General features: G+C 67.1%; 21 protein-coding genes. 6 read left to right on the forward strand and 15 right to left on the reverse strand.

Translation table 11 applies throughout. The features are described from left to right. Nucleotides 1-13 precede the first annotated feature (13 nt). Nucleotides 14-559: an SRPBCC family protein gene (locus ACT3S6_RS01305; RefSeq protein WP_444553351.1), complete on the reverse strand. Its 546-nt coding sequence runs from the start codon at nucleotides 557-559 to the stop codon at nucleotides 14-16. Between the two features lie 32 nt (nucleotides 560-591). After that, nucleotides 592-1,740, reverse strand: coding sequence for a baeRF3 domain-containing protein (locus ACT3S6_RS01310; RefSeq protein WP_444553425.1), 1,149 nt, complete (start codon nucleotides 1,738-1,740; stop codon nucleotides 592-594). A gap of 106 nt (nucleotides 1,741-1,846) precedes the next feature. On the opposite strand from ACT3S6_RS01310, the gene ACT3S6_RS01315 reads away from it, so the two are divergent. Genes ACT3S6_RS01315 through ACT3S6_RS01325 form a run of 3 tightly spaced genes read left to right on the forward strand, consistent with a single transcriptional unit; the run spans nucleotide 1,847 to nucleotide 4,865 of the window. Continuing rightward, nucleotides 1,847-2,797 (forward strand): 1,4-dihydroxy-2-naphthoyl-CoA synthase, encoded by a 951-nt coding sequence (locus tag ACT3S6_RS01315; RefSeq protein ID WP_444553426.1) that lies wholly within the window; start codon nucleotides 1,847-1,849, stop codon nucleotides 2,795-2,797. A 9-nt stretch (nucleotides 2,798-2,806) separates the two neighbouring features. Then, a complete protein-coding gene (locus tag ACT3S6_RS01320) occupies nucleotides 2,807-3,925 on the forward strand; it encodes an AMP-binding protein (protein ID WP_444553352.1) in 1,119 nt (372 codons plus the stop codon). A 43-nt stretch (nucleotides 3,926-3,968) separates the two neighbouring features. Then, entirely contained in the window at nucleotides 3,969-4,865 is an 897-nt protein-coding gene (locus ACT3S6_RS01325; protein ID WP_444553353.1) for a 1,4-dihydroxy-2-naphthoate polyprenyltransferase, read from the forward strand. Between the two features lie 11 nt (nucleotides 4,866-4,876). On the opposite strand, the gene ACT3S6_RS01330 is transcribed toward ACT3S6_RS01325, so the two are convergent. Beyond that, complete coding sequence (locus ACT3S6_RS01330; RefSeq protein ID WP_444553354.1) at nucleotides 4,877-5,146, reverse strand: DUF4229 domain-containing protein; 270 nt, start codon at nucleotides 5,144-5,146, stop codon at nucleotides 4,877-4,879. A gap of 54 nt (nucleotides 5,147-5,200) precedes the next feature. On the opposite strand from ACT3S6_RS01330, the gene ACT3S6_RS01335 reads away from it, so the two are divergent. Beyond that, entirely contained in the window at nucleotides 5,201-5,626 is a 426-nt protein-coding gene (locus ACT3S6_RS01335; RefSeq protein ID WP_444553355.1) for a PLDc N-terminal domain-containing protein, read from the forward strand. A gap of 34 nt (nucleotides 5,627-5,660) precedes the next feature. On the opposite strand, the gene ACT3S6_RS01340 is transcribed toward ACT3S6_RS01335, so the two are convergent. From ACT3S6_RS01340 to ACT3S6_RS01365, 6 genes are all read right to left on the reverse strand, one after another. Then, nucleotides 5,661-5,888 carry a hypothetical protein gene (locus ACT3S6_RS01340; protein WP_444553356.1) on the reverse strand — a complete coding sequence of 76 codons (228 nt, stop codon included), beginning with the start codon at nucleotides 5,886-5,888 and terminating at the stop codon, nucleotides 5,661-5,663. Nucleotides 5,889-6,058: 170 nt separating this feature from the next. Further along, nucleotides 6,059-7,120: a c-type cytochrome biogenesis protein CcsB gene (ccsB, locus tag ACT3S6_RS01345; RefSeq protein WP_444553357.1), complete on the reverse strand. Its 1,062-nt coding sequence runs from the start codon at nucleotides 7,118-7,120 to the stop codon at nucleotides 6,059-6,061. Nucleotides 7,121-7,138: 18 nt separating this feature from the next. Then, nucleotides 7,139-8,818 carry a cytochrome c biogenesis protein ResB gene (gene resB / locus ACT3S6_RS01350; RefSeq protein WP_444553358.1) on the reverse strand — a complete coding sequence of 560 codons (1,680 nt, stop codon included), beginning with the start codon at nucleotides 8,816-8,818 and terminating at the stop codon, nucleotides 7,139-7,141. Beyond that, on the reverse strand, nucleotides 8,818-9,612 hold the full coding sequence (locus ACT3S6_RS01355; RefSeq protein ID WP_444553359.1) for a cytochrome c biogenesis CcdA family protein: 795 nt from the start codon (nucleotides 9,610-9,612) through the stop codon (nucleotides 8,818-8,820). The genes resB and ACT3S6_RS01355 overlap by 1 nt, the downstream gene beginning before the upstream one ends. Then, a complete protein-coding gene (locus ACT3S6_RS01360; RefSeq protein ID WP_444553360.1) occupies nucleotides 9,609-10,244 on the reverse strand; it encodes a TlpA family protein disulfide reductase in 636 nt (211 codons plus the stop codon). The genes ACT3S6_RS01355 and ACT3S6_RS01360 overlap by 4 nt, the downstream gene beginning before the upstream one ends. A gap of 7 nt (nucleotides 10,245-10,251) precedes the next feature. Then, nucleotides 10,252-10,914: a histidine phosphatase family protein gene (locus ACT3S6_RS01365; RefSeq protein ID WP_444553361.1), complete on the reverse strand. Its 663-nt coding sequence runs from the start codon at nucleotides 10,912-10,914 to the stop codon at nucleotides 10,252-10,254. A gap of 172 nt (nucleotides 10,915-11,086) precedes the next feature. Between ACT3S6_RS01365 and ACT3S6_RS01370 the strand changes: the two genes are divergently transcribed. Continuing rightward, a complete protein-coding gene (locus ACT3S6_RS01370) occupies nucleotides 11,087-11,929 on the forward strand; it encodes a hypothetical protein (protein ID WP_444553362.1) in 843 nt (280 codons plus the stop codon). 6 nt (nucleotides 11,930-11,935) lie between these two features. Here ACT3S6_RS01370 and ACT3S6_RS01375 read toward each other — a convergent pair whose 3' ends face one another. Continuing rightward, the gene (locus ACT3S6_RS01375) at nucleotides 11,936-12,583 is read right to left on the reverse strand and encodes a redox-sensing transcriptional repressor Rex (RefSeq protein WP_444553427.1); all 648 of its coding nucleotides are present in this window, start codon (nucleotides 12,581-12,583) and stop codon (nucleotides 11,936-11,938) included. Nucleotides 12,584-12,588: 5 nt separating this feature from the next. After that, a complete protein-coding gene (locus ACT3S6_RS01380; protein WP_444553363.1) occupies nucleotides 12,589-12,843 on the reverse strand; it encodes a glutaredoxin family protein in 255 nt (84 codons plus the stop codon). 102 nt (nucleotides 12,844-12,945) lie between these two features. Between ACT3S6_RS01380 and ACT3S6_RS01385 the strand changes: the two genes are divergently transcribed. After that, on the forward strand, nucleotides 12,946-13,764 hold the full coding sequence (locus ACT3S6_RS01385) for an HAD family hydrolase (protein WP_444553364.1): 819 nt from the start codon (nucleotides 12,946-12,948) through the stop codon (nucleotides 13,762-13,764). Nucleotides 13,765-13,882: 118 nt separating this feature from the next. Here ACT3S6_RS01385 and ACT3S6_RS01390 read toward each other — a convergent pair whose 3' ends face one another. From ACT3S6_RS01390 to gdhA, 4 genes are all read right to left on the reverse strand, one after another. Then, nucleotides 13,883-13,981, reverse strand: coding sequence for a 30S ribosomal protein bS22 (locus tag ACT3S6_RS01390; RefSeq protein ID WP_003792170.1), 99 nt, complete (start codon nucleotides 13,979-13,981; stop codon nucleotides 13,883-13,885). Between the two features lie 127 nt (nucleotides 13,982-14,108). Next, the gene (locus ACT3S6_RS01395; RefSeq protein ID WP_444553365.1) at nucleotides 14,109-14,321 is read right to left on the reverse strand and encodes a helix-turn-helix domain-containing protein; all 213 of its coding nucleotides are present in this window, start codon (nucleotides 14,319-14,321) and stop codon (nucleotides 14,109-14,111) included. 205 nt (nucleotides 14,322-14,526) lie between these two features. Continuing rightward, nucleotides 14,527-15,078, reverse strand: a complete 552-nt coding sequence (locus ACT3S6_RS01400; protein WP_444553366.1) for a flavin reductase family protein — start codon at nucleotides 15,076-15,078, stop codon at nucleotides 14,527-14,529. Nucleotides 15,079-15,167: 89 nt separating this feature from the next. Continuing rightward, entirely contained in the window at nucleotides 15,168-16,508 is a 1,341-nt protein-coding gene (gene gdhA, locus ACT3S6_RS01405) for an NADP-specific glutamate dehydrogenase (protein WP_444553367.1), read from the reverse strand. Nucleotides 16,509-16,548 lie beyond the last annotated feature (40 nt).

The following is a 16,548-nucleotide window of genomic DNA, read 5'->3' on the forward strand; positions in this document are numbered from 1 at the left end:
GGGCCCGCCGTCGTCAGGCAGTCCCCCGGTCCGGCCCCGGCACCCCGGGGCCGGGATCCGGCTCGACGTCCGCCCCCGAGATACCCATGCCGGTGCCCTCCCCGGGATCCCCGTCGGGGCTTTGCCGGACCTCCTCATGGGCTCCCCGGGTCTCGGCGGCCTGGGCCAGGTTCCTGGCCAGTTCGTCGAGCCGGGCCTTGGGGTCCTCCTCGTCGTCCCCCAGCAGGCCGTGCAGGAGCCCCGAGTCCCGGCGGTCGAGCACCACCGTGCACCCGAATTCGGTCTCGGCCAGTTCGAAGGTGATCTCCGAAGCGTCCAATCCCCACCCGGGGCCCGTCCGCCAGGTCATGCTCCGGCGGTTCGTGGCCGTGGTGACCTGCATCCGGGTGCTGTCCTGGCCCTCCGGGCCGAGCAGCGTGATGGACTGGCCGTCCTGGATGCCTCCATCGACGTGCTCGACCCCGGGGACCCAGCGGCAGTACTGGGCACCGTCCTGCAGCACACTCCACACCACATCCGCGGTGGCGTTGACATCCTGTTGGGTTCGCAACGATTCCATCCTCGGAGCCTACCGCCCTACCCCCGCGGTGTTCAGTACCTGAAGATCGCGGAGATCGGGCTGTCCGGGTCGGCCGGTTCCGAACTGGCATGGACCAGTCCCCCGCTGCCCATCGTGGCGACCGCTGCCGCCTCGATTTGCTCGCAGCCGGCATACCGGTCGTCCCGTCCCAGCGCCACGATGGTGTGGGGTCCGGAAGCAGCCTGCTCCCAGCACCACGGATCGGCCTGGATGAACAGGGTCTCGATCCGCCCGTGCAGGGCGGCTTCATGGATCTCGGCACGATCGCTGGAGACCCTTCCGGTCCCATGGAGGGAACGGAACTGCTCGATCAGCTTCGACCTCTCGGCACGCAACCGGTCTTCGATGACGGGCCAGGCCAGCCGATGCAATTCACCGGAGGACAGAGGGTCCGGGTTGCGGATCACGGCGTCGTCCAGGATGTGGGGATAGTCCCCGGCGCCCCGATATTCGCTCACGAGCAGATCGGGGCCCACAAGCACCAGGGGCAGTCCGCGTTCGAACAGCAGCGGACGCAACCCGCTGGCGGCTTCACGCACGAACCGTGTCACTTCGTTCTTCTTGAAGTGTTCATCGGCGGCACCGTGGCCGTAGAACACGGCCGAACCGCCCTTGGTTCCGGCGTCGGCAGCCGGCCGGGCCATCGTGTCCGACCGGGGTTCCTGGGCCTCGACGACGTCGCGCAGGGCCGTGGGCACCCCGTTCAGCTCGAGTTCGGCCATCTGCTGGCGGTCGCCCTCCAGCAGGCGCAGGTTGCGTTGGCTGACGGCCAACAGCAGGAATTGTTCATCGCCCGAGAGCAGCCGGAACAGCGGCCCCAGCACCAGCCGGTCACCGACCGTGGAGAATTCGGGGACGGAATACGGCACCCGGTAGCTGGCGTGCCACCCCGGCCGCATGAATAATGCGACCCCGTCGCTCATGTGCTGCCAAGCCCAGGCATCGTCACGCAGCTGCCTGGCAGGGGCGAGCAGGTCGTCGATTTCGGCCGGGCGTAGACGCCCTTCCAGGGATTCCTCGAGCGCGCTGAGCAGGTTCTTCCAACGCAGCTGGTCCGCCCGGGACTGGTCGCCGAAGCGGTGGGTGGGCATGAACATCGAGATATGCAGTGCCGCCGTATCGGCTTCAGCCAAGAACGGTAGATCGGCACGGGTGATCATTTCCAACGTGTCCTCCTGATTCCAGTGGACACTTCATTCTACAGGGTGTCGAAAAACCCGCCCGGGCGAGGTCCACGACCCTGCTGGCGCTAGACTCGTGGGCGTGATTGAAAACGTACTTCCACCCCAGGTATCCGATCTCTTCGACCCCATCCGCTGGCGGGTCGTGGAGGGTTTCGATTTCGAGGACATCACCTACCATCGGCAGGTGGAACGCGATGCCCAGGGCAGGATCCTCCGTGATCTGCCCGCCGTACGCATCGCCTTCGACCGGCCCGAGGTGCGCAACGCCTTCCGCCCCGGAACCGTCGATGAACTCTTCAGGGCCCTCGATCATGCCCGCATGACCTCCGATGTGGCCACCGTGCTGCTGACCGGCAACGGCCCCTCCGCCAAGGACGGGGGCCACTCCTTCTGCTCCGGTGGGGACCAGCGCATCCGTGGCCGGGACGGCTACCGCTACGCCGGCGGCGAGACCGCCGAGTCGATCGACCCGGCCCGGGCCGGGCGCCTGCACATCCTCGAGGTCCAACGGCTGATGCGCACCATGCCCAAGGTCGTCATCGCCGTCGTCAACGGGTGGGCGGCCGGCGGCGGCCACTCGTTGCACGTGGTCTCCGACCTGACCATCGCCTCCCGTGAGCACGGCAAGTTCAAGCAGACCGACGCCACGGTCGGCTCCTTCGACGCCGGCTACGGTTCGACCTTGTTGGCCCGGCAGGTCGGCCAGAAGAATGCCCGCGGCATCTTCTTCCTGGCCCGCGAATATTCCGCCGAGGACATGGTCTCGATGGGAGCCGTCAACGAGGCGGTGGACCATGAGCGCCTCGAGGAGGTCGCCCTGGAATATGCGGCCGATATCGCCCGCCAGTCACCGCAGGCGATCCGGATGCTCAAATTCGCCTTCAACCTGGCCGACGACGGGCTGGCCGGCCAACAGGTCTTCGCCGGGGAGGCCACCCGCCTGGCCTACATGACCGATGAGGCCGTGGAAGGCCGGGATGCCTTCCTGGCCAAACGCGAACCCGACTGGTCCTCGCACCCCTACTACTTCTAGGAGCCCGGGATGGACATCGCAGAGATCCTGAAAGCCCTCGCCGCGACCCTGAACGACGAGGGGCCGGCGGTCGAGATCCTGCCCGGCGAGGCAGCGGGCAGCCACCGGATCGACACCCCGCAGGACGTCCCGGAGGGCACCGCCGCCGTCGTCCGGACCTCTGGTTCCACGGGGACACCGAAACGCACCGTGCTGCCCACGGATTCCCTGGCGGCCTCGTCCATGGCCGCCGCCGAACATCTGGGTACCGAAGGACAGTGGTTGCTGGCCCTGCCCGTGCACTACGTCGCCGGCTTGGCGGTGCTCACGCGCAGCCTCTACGCAGGAACCCGTCCCTGGGCCATGGACCTGGCCGGCTCGTTCACTGCCCAGGCCTTCACCGCTGCCGCGGGCGAGCTGACCGACAAGGTGCGCCTGACCTCCTTGGTGCCCACCCAGCTGGCCCGCCTGCTGGAGGATCCAGCACCGGAAACCATCGCGGTGCTGCGTCGGTTCAACACGATCCTGCTCGGCGGCGGGGCCGCCTCGGAATCGTTGCGTTCCAGCGCCCGCTCCCACGGCCTGAACATCGTGCGGACCTATGGGATGACCGAGACCTGCGGTGGCTGCGTATACGACGGCAAACCGCTGCCCGGGGTGCACCTCGACGTCGCCGCCGGCAGGATCCGCCTGGGCGGGGACGTCCTGGCCGCGGGCTACCTGGACGACCCCGCCCACACGGCCGAGCGCTTCCTCCTCGACGCCGCCGGGCGGCGCTGGTTCACCACCGATGACCTGGGCAGCTACGAGGACGGGGTGCTCAACGTGCTCGGGCGCATCGACGATGTCATCAACACCGGTGGCGTGAAGATCTCCGCCGCCGCGGTGGCTGCCGCCATCGAAGCGGTCCCCGGGGTCCGCTCCGCCCTGGTGGTGGGGGTCCCCGACCCCGAATGGGGCTCCGCCATCGGTTCACTGGTCACCGGGGAGGCCACCGGAGAATCCATCCGAGATGCCGTCAGGTCCTCGCTGGGGCCCGCGGCCGTCCCCCGCCGGTTGCTGCAGGTCCCCGAGCTTCCTGCCCTCCCGGGCGGCAAACCCGACCGTCGGGCGGCAATTTCCCAGTTGGCGGCGGCAGGGAGAGAATAGGACGCTGGACCAACAGCCAGCACCCACCCGAGAGGACCCTGCCGTGGCCACACCCGCCCAATGGATCGAAGGCGCCCGGCTGCGCACCCTCCCGATGGCCATCGCCCCGGTCATCATCGGCACGGCGGCGGCATTCGGGGTGGCGGGCGAAGTCCATTGGATCCGCGCCGGGCTGGCCGCCCTGGTGTCCTTGCTGCTGCAGATCGGCGTGAACTACGCCAACGACTACTCCGACGGGATCCGCGGCACCGACGACGTCCGCGTCGGCCCGTTGCGGCTGACCGGCTCCGGCGCGGCGAAGCCTGGCCGGGTCAAGGCCGCTGCCTTCGGCTGTTTCGCTGCCGCCGCGGTGGCCGGGCTGGCCCTGGTGGTCCTGTCCGAGGCCTGGCCGCTGCTGCTGGTCGGGGTCGCCGCGATCTTCGCGGCCTGGGGCTATACCGGCGGGGACCGGCCCTACGGCTACCAGGGCCTGGGCGAGGTGTTCGTCTTCTTGTTCTTCGGCCTCGTCGCCACCCTGGGCACCACGTTCACCCAGGTCCTCGAACTGCCTGCGACCGCCTGGGTCGGTGCCTGTGCCACCGGATTGATCGCCACGGCCCTGCTGATGGCCAACAACGTGCGCGACATCCCCACCGACCGCGAGGTCGGCAAAAGGACCCTGGCGGTGCGTCTGGGCGATGACGGGGCCCGCATCTCCTATGTGCTGATGCTGGGGCTGGCCCTGCTGCTGCCGCTGCTGGTCGTGGCCGACTTCCCCTGGCTGATGCTCGTCGTCCTGATCGCCCCGCTGTGTCTGATGCCGTCCTGGGTCATGTTGCGCACCCGTCGGCGCGCGGCCCTGATCCCGGTGCTACGGCAGACCGGGTTCATCAACCTCGGCTACAGCGTGCTTTTCGCCATCGGCATGGTCGTGACGGTCGTGCTCCGTCAGCAGGGCTGATCCGCGCTGGACTACTGGAAGTCGTCCTCGGCGTCCTCGTCCTCACGTTCGACCGTCCCCTTGTGGGTCCCCGGGCTCCGGCGTAGCTCCTCCACCCGTCCCTGGACCTGCCGGACGCTTTCAGTCCGCATCCGGTTCAGGAACAGATAGGCCACGCAGAAGGCGATCACGGCCGCGATGATGGCGGCCAACCAGGGGGAAAAGCCCAACAACCAGTACAGGGCGGCGAAGACCGCGAAGAAGAGGACCAGACGGATGAGGGAGTACTTGAGGAACTGCACTCTTCGATTCTACCGGCTGGAGCAGCGGCACGTTTTCTTCACTACAATGGATCCATGGTCAGAAACTTGATGCTCGGTGCACTGGTGGCCCTCGCCGTCACCATCTACGCAGTGATCCAGTGCGTGCAGACACCGGCGGACCGGGTGCGCAGCATCGCCAAGCCCTGGTGGATCCTGGCCATCATCCTGCTTCCGCTCATCGGGGCCCTCTTATGGTTCTGGCTCGGCCGTCCGGACGACTCGGGCTCGGGCCCCTCCCAGGGCCAGCGGCCCACCCGTGGCCCGGCGGCCCCCGACGACGACCCGGACTTCCTGCGCAGCCTCGAAACCCAACGGCGCCAACGCGCCAAGGAGGAGGACCTGCGTCGCCGTGAGGCCGAGCTGAGGGCCCGTGAGGAGCAAGCCCGGAAGAACCAGAACCCACCGCATGACGATGGGACGCATTCCTCCGACCAGGACTCGAACCCGCCGAGCAGCTAGGCACCCTTCCTGGGCCGAAGGGGCCCTGCACAGTTCAGTCGCGAGGCTGCTTTGCTGCTTCCTTCCGGACGCGGGCGAAGAGGATCCCCAGGCTCACACCGCAGCCCACCACGAAGAGCATGGCCAGCCCCAGCAGCACCAGCTTGGCCACCAGTGCCGCCAGGAACGTCGAAACCAGCGCCAGCGCGATGGCGACCATGGCCAGCAGCAGCGGCAACATGGCAGTGCGGTGGAAGGGCAGGGGGTCCTGGGCTGAGGGCATCAAACCACTCTAGGTCATCGCCCGGGCGCCGGAGGGCACACTGCCGGGGCTTGCGTCGTTCCCTGCGGTCCCGCCTCCCGCCTGCCGTCCCGAGGCCACCCTCTGGACGAAGAGGGCCCGGGAGGAAACCTTGCGGTCTCCTCCCGGGCCCCTCGGGGATCCGGCGGTGGCTAGACTCCCGCGTAGGAGTGCAGGCCGTTGAAGTACAGGTTCACCACGGTGAAGTTGAAGACGATGCACAGGTAGCCGATGATGCTCAACCAGGCCGACCGGGTGCCGGTCCAGCCACGGGTGGCCCGGGCGTGCAGGTAGCCGGCGAAGACCACCCAGATCACGAAGGTCCAGACTTCCTTGGTGTCCCAGCCCCAATAACGGCCCCAGGCGGCTTCGGCCCAGACGGCACCGGCGATGAGGGTGAACGTCCACATCACGAACGCGACGGCGTTGATCCGGTAGGCGAAGTTCTCCAACGCGGCCGCGCTGGGAACCAGACGCAGGAACGCCAATTTATCGGATTTGCCGGCGGCCAGCTTCGATTGGCGGTCTGCCTGCATCAGCTGCAGGACGCTCAACGCGAAGGTGATCGTGAACAGCGAAGAGGCCAGGACGGCAATGGAGACGTGGATGACCAGCCAGGGGCTCTGCAACGCCGGGACCAGATGCGCGACCGGGGTGGGGAAGCCCATCGTCGCGGCACACAGCATCAACGTCACCAGGCCGATGACGAAGGTCCCCATGAAGCGCAGGTCCTTGCGCAGCAGCACGACCAGGAACACCGCAGCCACCAGGAAGGCGCCGGTGGTGAGGAATTCGTACATGTTCCCCCACGGCACCCGGCCGGCAGCGATGGCGCGGGAGACGACGGCGAACCCGTGGATCAGTACGCCGATCCAGGCCACCGAGACTCCGATGCGGGCTGCCGTGCGCTTGCCGGCATCCCGGGTGTAGTTCATCGATTCGTTGACCAGCAGGCCATCGTCTTCGGCGGGGGCATGCGGACCAGCAGGAGCGCTGGTCGCGGCGGCGCCACGTGCGGATCCCGTTCCGGCGGCACCGGCCATGGCCAGCTGCTTGGCCTCCTCGGCCAGCAGGCCCGATTCGAGTTCACGGATGGTGCGGCTCGATTTGGCCAGATCCCAGGCGAAGGCGATGAAGGCAATGGCGTAGGCCATGGCCGCCAGCAGCATGAAGAGGTCGCTGTAGGCGCCGAGGTTTTCGTTGATCGTGGGCATGCGTTTTTCCTCTGTCTCCTAAACTTCGGTCCGGTCGGTGCCGGTGAATTCACGCTCAAGAAGTGTGCGAATCTCCCGGGCTTCCTGCCGTACACGCGGGTCCTCGCCACGGGCGAGCACTCCGTATTCGATGATACGCCCACTCTTTTCCCCGGAGCCACCCGATTCGCCCGCGGCGGGGTGCACCTTGATCCAGGCACGCCGGCGGGGGGTGAACAGGGAAACGGCCAGACCCATCAGGGCCAAGGCGGCGAAGATGCCCACCGGCAGCTTGCCCGGATCGTGGTGGACGTCCAGGGCGGCGTAGCGTTTGATGCCCTTGAAGGTGATCGTGCCCTTGTCCTGGGGCAGTTCCACCGTCTGGCCGGCATTGACGACCAGGCCGCCGGCGTCCAGCTTCCTGCTGTTCAGTTCGTTCAGGTCGTCGGTGTCCAGGACGAAGACGTTCTGTGGATCCCCGGAGTCCAGACCGAGGTCACCGTAGTAGGAGTTCAGCTGCAGTTGCGGTTCCGTCGGGCTCGGATCTAGGGAGACCCCCACCCCCTCGGCGGTGATCCCCGCCGTGGGGAGGAACAGGCCGACGAAACCGAGCTGGTCGGGGGCCGCGTCGGGGACCTTCAGGACCAGCAGGGAGGTGAAGACCTCGTCCTGCGGCACCGCCACCACCGGGCCGGAGTAGGCCACCTTGCCGTTGCCGTCGTGCACGACGATGTCCGGGGCGTACCCGTTGGCCACCAGATAGACGGCGGTGCCACCGATCCGCAGCGGATGGTTCACGCGCAGATCCTGCTTCCGTGGCTTCTGGCCGGGTTCGGACGTGGTGACCTGGGCATGGAAGTCGATGGGCTGGCCGAAGTGTGTGGTCGATTCGCGGTCGTAGGTGACATCGAAGTCGTCCAGAGCGACGGAGAAGGGGCTCAGCGAGCCTTCCTTGAAACCGGTTCCGGGATTGAAGGAGTCGTAGGAGACCAGCGTGTTCACGAAGGACTCACCCTCCACGACGATCCGCTGGCCGGTGTACCCGTAGACCCCACCGATCGCGACGGAGGCCAAGACGCCGATGAGCGAGAAGTGGAAGACCAGGTTCCCGATTTCACGGACGTAGCCGCGTTCGGCGGCCACCGACGGCGTCGTGCCCCCGGGACGTTTCTCGACCCGGTAACCGCGTTTGCGCAGCAGGGCGGCGGAGCGGTCGAGGACCTCCCCGTCGCTGCGGGCGGCCGGATCGTCGGCCAGTTCGAAGCTCCCGTTCTCGGGGAGCCGCGACAGCCGGGCCGGGGTACGCGGTGGCGGGGTGCGCAAGGTCTTGTAGTGCTTCTTCGCCCGGGGAAAGACACAGCCGATCAACGAGATGAACAGCAGCAGGTAGATCGCGGAGAACCAGACGGAGGAGAACACGTCGAAGAGCTGGAAGGTATCGAGCCATTCCCCCAGCACCGGCTTGTTCTCCAGGTAGGCGGTGACCTCCGTCGGGTTCACCGGGCGCTGCGGGAACAGCGATCCCGGCACGGTGGCCACGGCCAGCAACAGGAGCAGGAACAAGGCGGTACGCATGCTGGTCAGCTGGGTCCAGGCCCACCTCACCATGCCCCAGGGCCCCAGGGACGGTACCGCCACCTCGGGCTTGCGGCCTCCCCGGGGGTTCTTCCCGCCCGCGGAACCCGACGATGCGTGATTGGACTTGCTGTTCAGGGCCATCAAATCGGCAACCTTATCTCGTTGGCGAACCATGTTTGCAGTTGCACGACCCATTCACCCCACAGCCCCGTGACCATCACGAGGCCCAACAGGATGAGCAGGAGGCCGCCGGCGCGCATGACGGCCACCTGGTGGCGCTTGAAGAAGGCCAACGTCCCCGCGGCCCTCCTGAATCCCAGGGCGATGAGCAGGAACGGCACCCCCAGGCCCAGGCAGTAGGTGAAGGTCAGCAGGGCACCGCGGGCCACATTCGCGTCGGGGCCGGTACTCATGATCAGCACTGCGGACAGGGTGGGCCCGATGCATGGGGCCCATCCCAGACCGAACGTCATGCCCAGCACGGGGGCACCCCAGAGACCTGCCGGGGGCCGGTGGTGGATCTTGCGATCACGCTGGAACCAGGAGAATCCGCCCATGAACACGATGCCCATGACGATGACCACCAGGCCCAGGGCCTGGGTGACCCAGTCCCCGTCCCGGGCCAGCCAGACGGTCGCCTTGGTGAAGACGATCCCGATGAGCATGAACACCACGCTGAAGCCGAGGACGAACAACCCGATGCCGGTGACCATCCGGCCCCGTTTCTGTTCGGCCAGATCCGCCCCGGTCAGCCCGGTCACATAGCCCAGGAACCCGGGAACCAACGGCAGGACGCAGGGCGATAGGAAGGAGACGAGCCCGGCGAGGACGGCCACCGGGATCGAGAGCAGCAGCGAGCCGTCCTGGACGGCCTCGGCGAAGGGGTTGCCCTGGACGCCCAGCGCCGGAAGGGCAGTGACGAGCCCGGCGATCACGCGGACTCGGAGACCAGGTCGGAGATCAGTGCCTTCAGCGTGGACTCATCGGCTTCACCCAGCAGGCGGGCCGCCACCCGGCCCTGGCGATCAAGCACCAGCGTGGTGGGCACGGCCTGCGGGGGGACGTATTCGGTCATCGAGAGCAGGATCGATCCGTCGGCGTCGGGCATCGAGGGGTAGTCGATCTTGAAGGTGCGTTCGAACGCGTGCGCCGTGTCCTGGCCATCACGGACGTTCACCCCGTAGAACTGCACGCCCTTGGATTTGAAGGCCTTGCTCAGTTTGGCCAGATGCGGCGCCTCGAGCCGGCACGGGGCGCAGGCGGCATACCAGAAGTTCAGGACGGTGATCTGGTCCTTGAGCTGCGCCGAGTCAATGGTTTTGCCCTCGTACGTCGTGCCGTCCAGTTCCACAGGTTTCCCGCGGCTTGCCTGGTCGTATTCCTGGACGGAACCGTCCCCGGCAATGTAGTTCTTCCCGTTGCCGGCCTTGGCCTGTTCCGCCAGCGGGTCCTCGGTCGCGGCGCAGGCGGCCAGCGGCAGGACGGCGGCGAAGAGCGCGGCGGAGCGCAGGACGTGTCGTCGGGCGGGAAACGGTGAATCGGACAGGCGGGACGGATGGGACGGCATGTGTTCTTCAGGCTCCGGGGATGTTAGCCGCGTTGGCCAGCAGGTCAGCGCAGGGTTCGGTATAACGAACGGCAACGAGCCGTTCCCCCTCAAAATCCAGGCTGGTGACCGACGTGAGCGTGCATTGCCGCTTCCGGGGGTCATGCCACAGGTGCTTGTTTTCGGCGGCCAGGCGCGTCACCCAAATGGGTAGCTGGTGGCTGACCAGCACGGCTTGGGCTCCGGGGCCGCCGAGTGAAACGGCCCGGTCGCGGTGATCCTTCACCGCGGCCATCATGCGCTCGACCTGGACCCGGTAGGGCTCCCCCCAGGACGGACGCAACGGGTTGATGAGGTAGGGCCAGTGCCGCGGGTTGCGCAGCTGCCCCTTGACTCCGGAGAGTCCCTCGAAATGGTTTCCGCCTTCGATCAGTCGATCATCGGTGGCGATCTGCAGGCCCAGGGCCTTGGACGTCGGCTCGGCCGTTTCCTGGGCCCTGACCAGTGGCGAGGCCGCCAGATGCACGATTGACGCGCCGGCGTCGCGCTGGGCCACGAAGTACTCCGCGGCACGATCCGCCATGGTGCGGCCGAGATCGGAGAGGCGGAATCCGGGCAACCGGCCATAGAGCACCTTGTCCGGGTTGTGGACCTCCCCATGGCGGAGCAGGTGGACGGTGGCGACAGGCATGCATCTAGTGTCTCAAACCTTTGCGGCGTCGCCTAAAAGGAGGACGGTGATCCACTTCATGCATCCCTCGCGGGCGCATAGTGTCAGCCTTCGTGATGATGCCCCGACAGGGGTCGGGCGCATTAGTCTGGGAGCTGGGCCCACCGTACGCAACACCAATGGAGGACAGACGATGAGCACCCCCACCCCCGAGGACCCGCAGCAGGACCCGGATGCCACCAACGACGGCACCACTCCCCCGGTTCCCGGTCCCCCGCAGTTCGGACAACGCCTGCCCGAGACCGGGGCCGACGCCACCGGGTCCCCCCAATACGGCCAGAACCCTCCGGGCCAGCCGGGCCAGTACGGCCAGGGCACCCAGGGCCCCGGTTCCTCCGGGCAGCCGGGGGCGGGCCTGCCTCCGGGCTACGGCCAGCCCGGTCAGCCGAACCTGCCCCCGGTGGGACAGGGCCATGCGAATCCCGCCCCCTCCCCCTATGGCTACGGTTACGGCCAGCAGCCGGACGGTGGGGCAGCGGGCTTCGGGGGAACTCCCGGCACGCGGCCGGCACCCCCGAAACAGCTCAAGGCGGCATTCTGGTTGATCATTGGCGCCGGGATCATCACCCTGGTGCAGGCGCTGATCCTGATCTTCCTGCCGAACGCCATGGTCGTTGAGGCCATCCGCGAAGCCATCGCGCAGCAGGGTCCCGAGACCCAGCAGCAGCTCGACGACGCCGGGATCGACCTCGAATCGATGATCAGCGCCCTGAAGGTCGTCGTCCTGATCATGATGGTGGTCGTGGCCGGGGTCTACGCGCTGATCGCCAGCTTCATCCGCAAGGGCAGCAACGGGGCCCGCATCACCGGCACCGTCCTAGCGGCGATCTCCCTGTTCGGGTTGTTCACCCCGTCGGATCCGATCTCGCTCCTGGTGATCCTGCTCGGCGTGGCCGGCATCGTCCTGGCCTGGCTGACGCCCTCCTCGAACTACGTCAAGGCGATGGCCCAGCGTAAGCGGGGCGGCTTCCGCTAGCAGCCCTCAGTCCTGGTCTGCCGGGCGGCCCGCCCCGAAGCCTGCGTGGTAGGCCAGGATCTGCAGTTCCCGGGCCATGTCCACCCGGCGCATGTGGATGCCCTCGGGAACCTGGAGGATCACCGGGGCGAAACTGAGGATGTTGGTGATCCCGGCACCGACGACCCGGTCGCAGAGTTCCTGGGCCGCCGGTCCGGGGACGGCCAGCACGGCCATGTTCAACCCCAGTTCGGCCGTGGCCGCAGCCAGTTCACCCACCGGACGGACCGCCAGCCCGCCCACGGCATCGCCAATGACGGTTTCGGCGATGTCGAAGACCGCTTGGATGCTGAACCCGCCTTCACGGAAACCGGCATAGCCGGCCAAGGCGCGGCCCAGGTTGCCGGCACCGAGGATGCCGACCCGCCAATCCCGTTCCAACCCCAGGGTCTCGGAAATGGTCTCGGCCAACACCTCGATCCGATACCCGACGCCCCGGGTCCCGAAGGTCCCCAACAGCGAGAGGTCCTTGCGCAGGATCGCGGAATTCACTCCGGCGGCGGCGGCCAGGACCTCCGAGGAGATCGTCGGGCGACCGACCTCACGCATGGCCTCCAGGGCGCGCAGATAGCCGGTCATGCGACTCAGCGTCGCCTCGGGAAGTGCCTTTTCCATCGGATTCACGCACTGATCAACTTCTCGAGCCGATCCGCATCAATGACCCAGAAATCGCGTTGCACCCCATCCACCAACAGCACCGGCACCTCTTCGCCGAATTGCTGCATCAGGGCCGGATCGTCATCGATGAGGACCTCGTCCCACGCGACTCCATGCCGTGCCGTCACCGTCTGGACGGTGGCGCGGGCGGCCCCGCAGAGGTGGCATCCGGTCCGGCTCAAGAGCCTGACCCGGGGTGGTTGAAGCGAAGAATCCATACTCCAAACCTACCGTTACTCCCCCGCGGCCGGGCAGAAACGATCCTCCCCGTGACGCACGGCACCGCTCGCGTGGCCCGTCTCGGTGGATAGACTATCCAGATGCCAGAGCAGCCCCGAGCCGCCCATGTACCGGCAGCCCCACCATCCCCCGGGCATGCCGCCGCCTTCTTCGACGTCGACAACACCATGATGCGCGGGGCCAGTCTGTTCGCCGTGGCCCGGAAGATGTATAGCCGGGGGGCGTTCAGCCTGCGCCACGCCCTGTGGATGGGCGTGCAGCAGATCAGCTTCATGGTGCGCGGCGAGGACCTCGCGCAGGTCCACCGGATCAAGGACCAGGCGCTGGCCCTGGCCGCCGGCATCCTGGTCGATGACATGAGCGCCCTGGGCGACGAGATCTACGACGAATTCATTGCCAGCCGGATCTGGCCCGGGACCCGGGCGCTGGCCCAGGCGCATCTGGACGGAGGCCGGCCGGTGTGGCTGGTCACCGCCACCCCCTTGGAAGTGGCCGAGGTGATCGCCGACAAGCTCGGCCTTTCCGGTGCGCTGGGCACCGTGGTGGACCAACACGAGGGGGTCTATACGGGCCGGCTGGTCGGCGAGATCCTGCATGGCCCGGCCAAGGCCACCGCCGTGACCGAGCTGGCGGCCCGCGAAGGCCTGGATCTTTCGACCAGCTGGGCCTACAGCGATTCCTATAACGACGTGCCGCTGCTGACCGTCGTCGGACATCCGGTGGCCATCAACCCGGATGTACGCCTGCGCCGCCACGCCCTGGCCCACAACTGGCCCGTATATGACTTCCGCCGTGGACGGCATGCGGCAACGATCGGCATCCGGGCGGCCACCGTCTCGGGCGCCGTCTACGGGCTCTGGCGCGGCCTGCGGATGATGCGCCGACGCTTCCGCCCCTAGGAGCCGGGTGGGGCGGGCCCTGCCTCCGGCAAGGCCCGGACATGACGACGGCGGGGCCCCACCCGAAGGTGGAACCCCGCCGTCAAGCATCAGGGGCGGGATCCTGTCCCGCCGCGTGCTACTTCTTGTTGCGACGCTGGTGGCGCGTCTTACGAAGCAGTTTACGGTGCTTCTTCTTGGCCATCCGCTTGCGGCGCTTCTTGATAACTGAGCCCATTTGGTTCCTCACAGACTAATGATTGATTTCTGCTGACGACCACGCGGGGAGCAGGCAGCAACCATCGCGGACGTTAAATGTTCCCTACTAGTTTACCTTGCCCAAGGCGACCGTGCGGACCACGCCCTCAGGCGGTCTCCGACGTCCCGTCCACACGCGCGGTTTTCAGGTAGTCCTCGACGGCGGTCTCCGGCACGCGGTAGGAACGACCGAAGCGAACTGCCGGAAGGTCTCCCGCATGCACCAGGCGATACACAGTCATTTTCGACACACGCATCATCTCGGCGACTTCCGCCACCGTCATGAAGCGCGCATTCGAAAAGTTCTTAGCGTCGGCCATCGGCAATATTCTCCTGGTTCGGATGATAAAGGAACACCCCAGCAAGGCATCGCGTGGAAAAACCCGTACGCAGTACCATCTAGCAGACCACACTAGTGGCTGGTGATGCGATTGTGAAACCCGTCGCAGCAACCCGGCCCTCCGGTGTTCCCCCCGACCAGGCCCCGGACAGCGCGAAGCAGGCGCCTCGGAGCCCTGGTGCCGGTCAGCGCCGCAAATGGCGGTATTCACGGGAGAAGTGGATCAGTGGATCGTTCGCGCCGGCGTCGTCGTCGGTGGTGCCCATCGCGACGACCTCCCCGGCGACCACCAGATGTGTCGCCACCTCGTGCACCGCCGTCGTCCTCAGCTCGAACCAGGAGATGGCCCCCTCGATCACTGCGGCCCCACTGACCGGGGCGCGCCGGAAGGGGACCTGGCTCAACAGGCCATGGACGGGATTGGCGGGGCTGGCCAACCAGTTCGCGATCCCCTGGTGCTCCCCGTTCAACAGCGACAGCGTCCAGCCTTCGGACTCGGAGACCGCCTCCCCGATGCGTCCGTCCGCGTAGAGGCTGACCAGCATGGTGGGCGGATCGTAGGAGACGTCCAGGAATCCGGTGACCGTCGCGGCGATGTCCCGGCCATAACGGCGGGTGGCCACCACTGCGGCCCCCGAGGCGATGTCCCCGGCGAGCAGGCGGTAGGTGTCGATGTCGTCCTGCTCGAGCGCCTCGGGGTCGATGCGGTGGGCGGCGAGTGCTTCGGTGTTCTCCATCCCCCCATGTAAACACCCCGGACGCAACGATGTCCCGGACACCGCGGTGCCCGGGACATCGCCGGCCCGTCCAGTCCGGTCCAAGGCCCCTAGATGACTCCCAGGGCGAGCATCGCGTCGGCGACCTTCATGAACCCGGCGATATTGGCCCCGGCCACGTAGTTCCCCGGCTTACCGTAGGCATCGGCCGTCGTGGCACAGGTGGTGTGGATGCCGACCATGATCTCTTCGAGCCGGCGTTCGGTATGCCCGAAACTCCAGGAGTCACGGCTGGCATTCTGCTGCATCTCCAGGGCCGAGGTCGCCACTCCGCCGGCGTTGGCTGCCTTGCCCGGGCCGAAGAGCACCCCGGCTTCCTGGAAGATGGCGATCGCATCGGCGGTGCAGGGCATGTTCGCACCCTCGGCGACGGCCAGGACGCCGGTTTCCACCAGTCGCTTGGCATCCTTGGCCTCGAGTTCGTTCTGCGTGGCGGCGGGCAGCACGACGGTGGCGTCCACATCCCAGACGCAGCCGCCCTCGACGTATTTCACGTTCCCGCCGCGTCGATCCGCGTAGTCACTGATCCTGCCGCGCTCGACTTCCTTGATCTCGCGCAACAGCTCCACGTCGATGCCGGCTTCGTCGACGATGTATCCGCTGGAATCCGAGGCCGCCACGGCGGTGGCCCCCAGGGATTGCGCCTTGGCGATGGCGTTGATGGCCACGTTGCCGGAGCCGGAGACGACCATCCGCTGCCCGTCCAGGCTGGAGCCACGAGTCTTGAGCATCTCCTGGGCGAACAGCACGGCCCCGTAGCCGGTGGCTTCGGGACGCAGCAGCGAACCGCCCCAGCCCATGCCCTTGCCGGTCAGGACGCCCGATTCATAGCGGTTGGTGATGCGCTTGTACTGGCCGAAGAGGAAGCCGATCTCCCGGCCACCCACGCCGATGTCTCCGGCCGGGACGTCGGTGTATTCGCCGATGTGGCGGTACAGCTCGGTCATGAAGGACTGGCAAAAGCGCATGACCTCACCGTCGGACTTGCCGCGCGGGTCGAAATCGGAGCCGCCCTTGCCGCCGCCGATCGGCATGCCGGTCAGTGCGTTCTTGAATACCTGCTCGAAGCCCAGGAACTTAACGGTGCCCAGGTAGACCGAAGGATGGAACCGCAGTCCACCCTTATACGGGCCCAGCGCCGAGTTGAATTCGACACGGAAGCCGCGGTTGATCTGCACCTTGCTCTCATCGTCCACCCAGGGGACCCGGAAGATGATCTGGCGCTCGGGCTCGCACATGCGTTGCAGGATGGCGGCGTCGGCGTATTCGGGGTGCCGGCCGATGACGGTGTTGAGGCTTTCGAACACCTCGGTCACGGCCTGGTGGAATTCGGATTCACCCTGGTTGCGGTGGAAAACGTCTTCCCGGATATCGAGCAGATTCTGATCCAAGGGGTACTCCTTCAAGAACTGAGAGGTGGGCGCGACGGCA

The organism is Arthrobacter sp. AOP36-C1-22 (assembly GCF_052377515.1).
Taxonomy (GTDB): Bacteria; Actinomycetota; Actinomycetes; order Actinomycetales; family Micrococcaceae; genus Arthrobacter_H.

Bases quoted from the DNA above. Each gene is read 5' to 3' on its own strand.
- ACT3S6_RS01305 (WP_444553351.1), bottom strand. From the start codon at position 559: ATGGAATCGTTGCGAACCCAACAGGATGTCAACGCCACCGCGGATGTG.
- ACT3S6_RS01310 (WP_444553425.1), bottom strand. From the start codon at position 1,740: ATGATCACCCGTGCCGATCTACCGTTCTTGGCTGAAGCCGATACGGCG.
- ACT3S6_RS01320 (WP_444553352.1), top strand. From the start codon at position 2,807: ATGGACATCGCAGAGATCCTGAAAGCCCTCGCCGCGACCCTGAACGAC.
- ACT3S6_RS01335 (WP_444553355.1), top strand. From the start codon at position 5,201: ATGGTCAGAAACTTGATGCTCGGTGCACTGGTGGCCCTCGCCGTCACC.
- ACT3S6_RS01340 (WP_444553356.1), bottom strand. From the start codon at position 5,888: ATGCCCTCAGCCCAGGACCCCCTGCCCTTCCACCGCACTGCCATGTTG.
- ccsB (WP_444553357.1), bottom strand. From the start codon at position 7,120: ATGCCCACGATCAACGAAAACCTCGGCGCCTACAGCGACCTCTTCATG.
- resB (WP_444553358.1), bottom strand. From the start codon at position 8,818: ATGGCCCTGAACAGCAAGTCCAATCACGCATCGTCGGGTTCCGCGGGC.
- ACT3S6_RS01360 (WP_444553360.1), bottom strand. From the start codon at position 10,244: ATGCCGTCCCATCCGTCCCGCCTGTCCGATTCACCGTTTCCCGCCCGA.
- ACT3S6_RS01365 (WP_444553361.1), bottom strand. From the start codon at position 10,914: ATGCCTGTCGCCACCGTCCACCTGCTCCGCCATGGGGAGGTCCACAAC.
- ACT3S6_RS01370 (WP_444553362.1), top strand. From the start codon at position 11,087: ATGAGCACCCCCACCCCCGAGGACCCGCAGCAGGACCCGGATGCCACC.
- ACT3S6_RS01375 (WP_444553427.1), bottom strand. From the start codon at position 12,583: ATGGAAAAGGCACTTCCCGAGGCGACGCTGAGTCGCATGACCGGCTAT.
- ACT3S6_RS01380 (WP_444553363.1), bottom strand. From the start codon at position 12,843: ATGGATTCTTCGCTTCAACCACCCCGGGTCAGGCTCTTGAGCCGGACC.
- ACT3S6_RS01385 (WP_444553364.1), top strand. From the start codon at position 12,946: ATGCCAGAGCAGCCCCGAGCCGCCCATGTACCGGCAGCCCCACCATCC.
- ACT3S6_RS01390 (WP_003792170.1), bottom strand. From the start codon at position 13,981: ATGGGCTCAGTTATCAAGAAGCGCCGCAAGCGGATGGCCAAGAAGAAG.
- ACT3S6_RS01395 (WP_444553365.1), bottom strand. From the start codon at position 14,321: ATGGCCGACGCTAAGAACTTTTCGAATGCGCGCTTCATGACGGTGGCG.
- ACT3S6_RS01400 (WP_444553366.1), bottom strand. From the start codon at position 15,078: ATGGAGAACACCGAAGCACTCGCCGCCCACCGCATCGACCCCGAGGCG.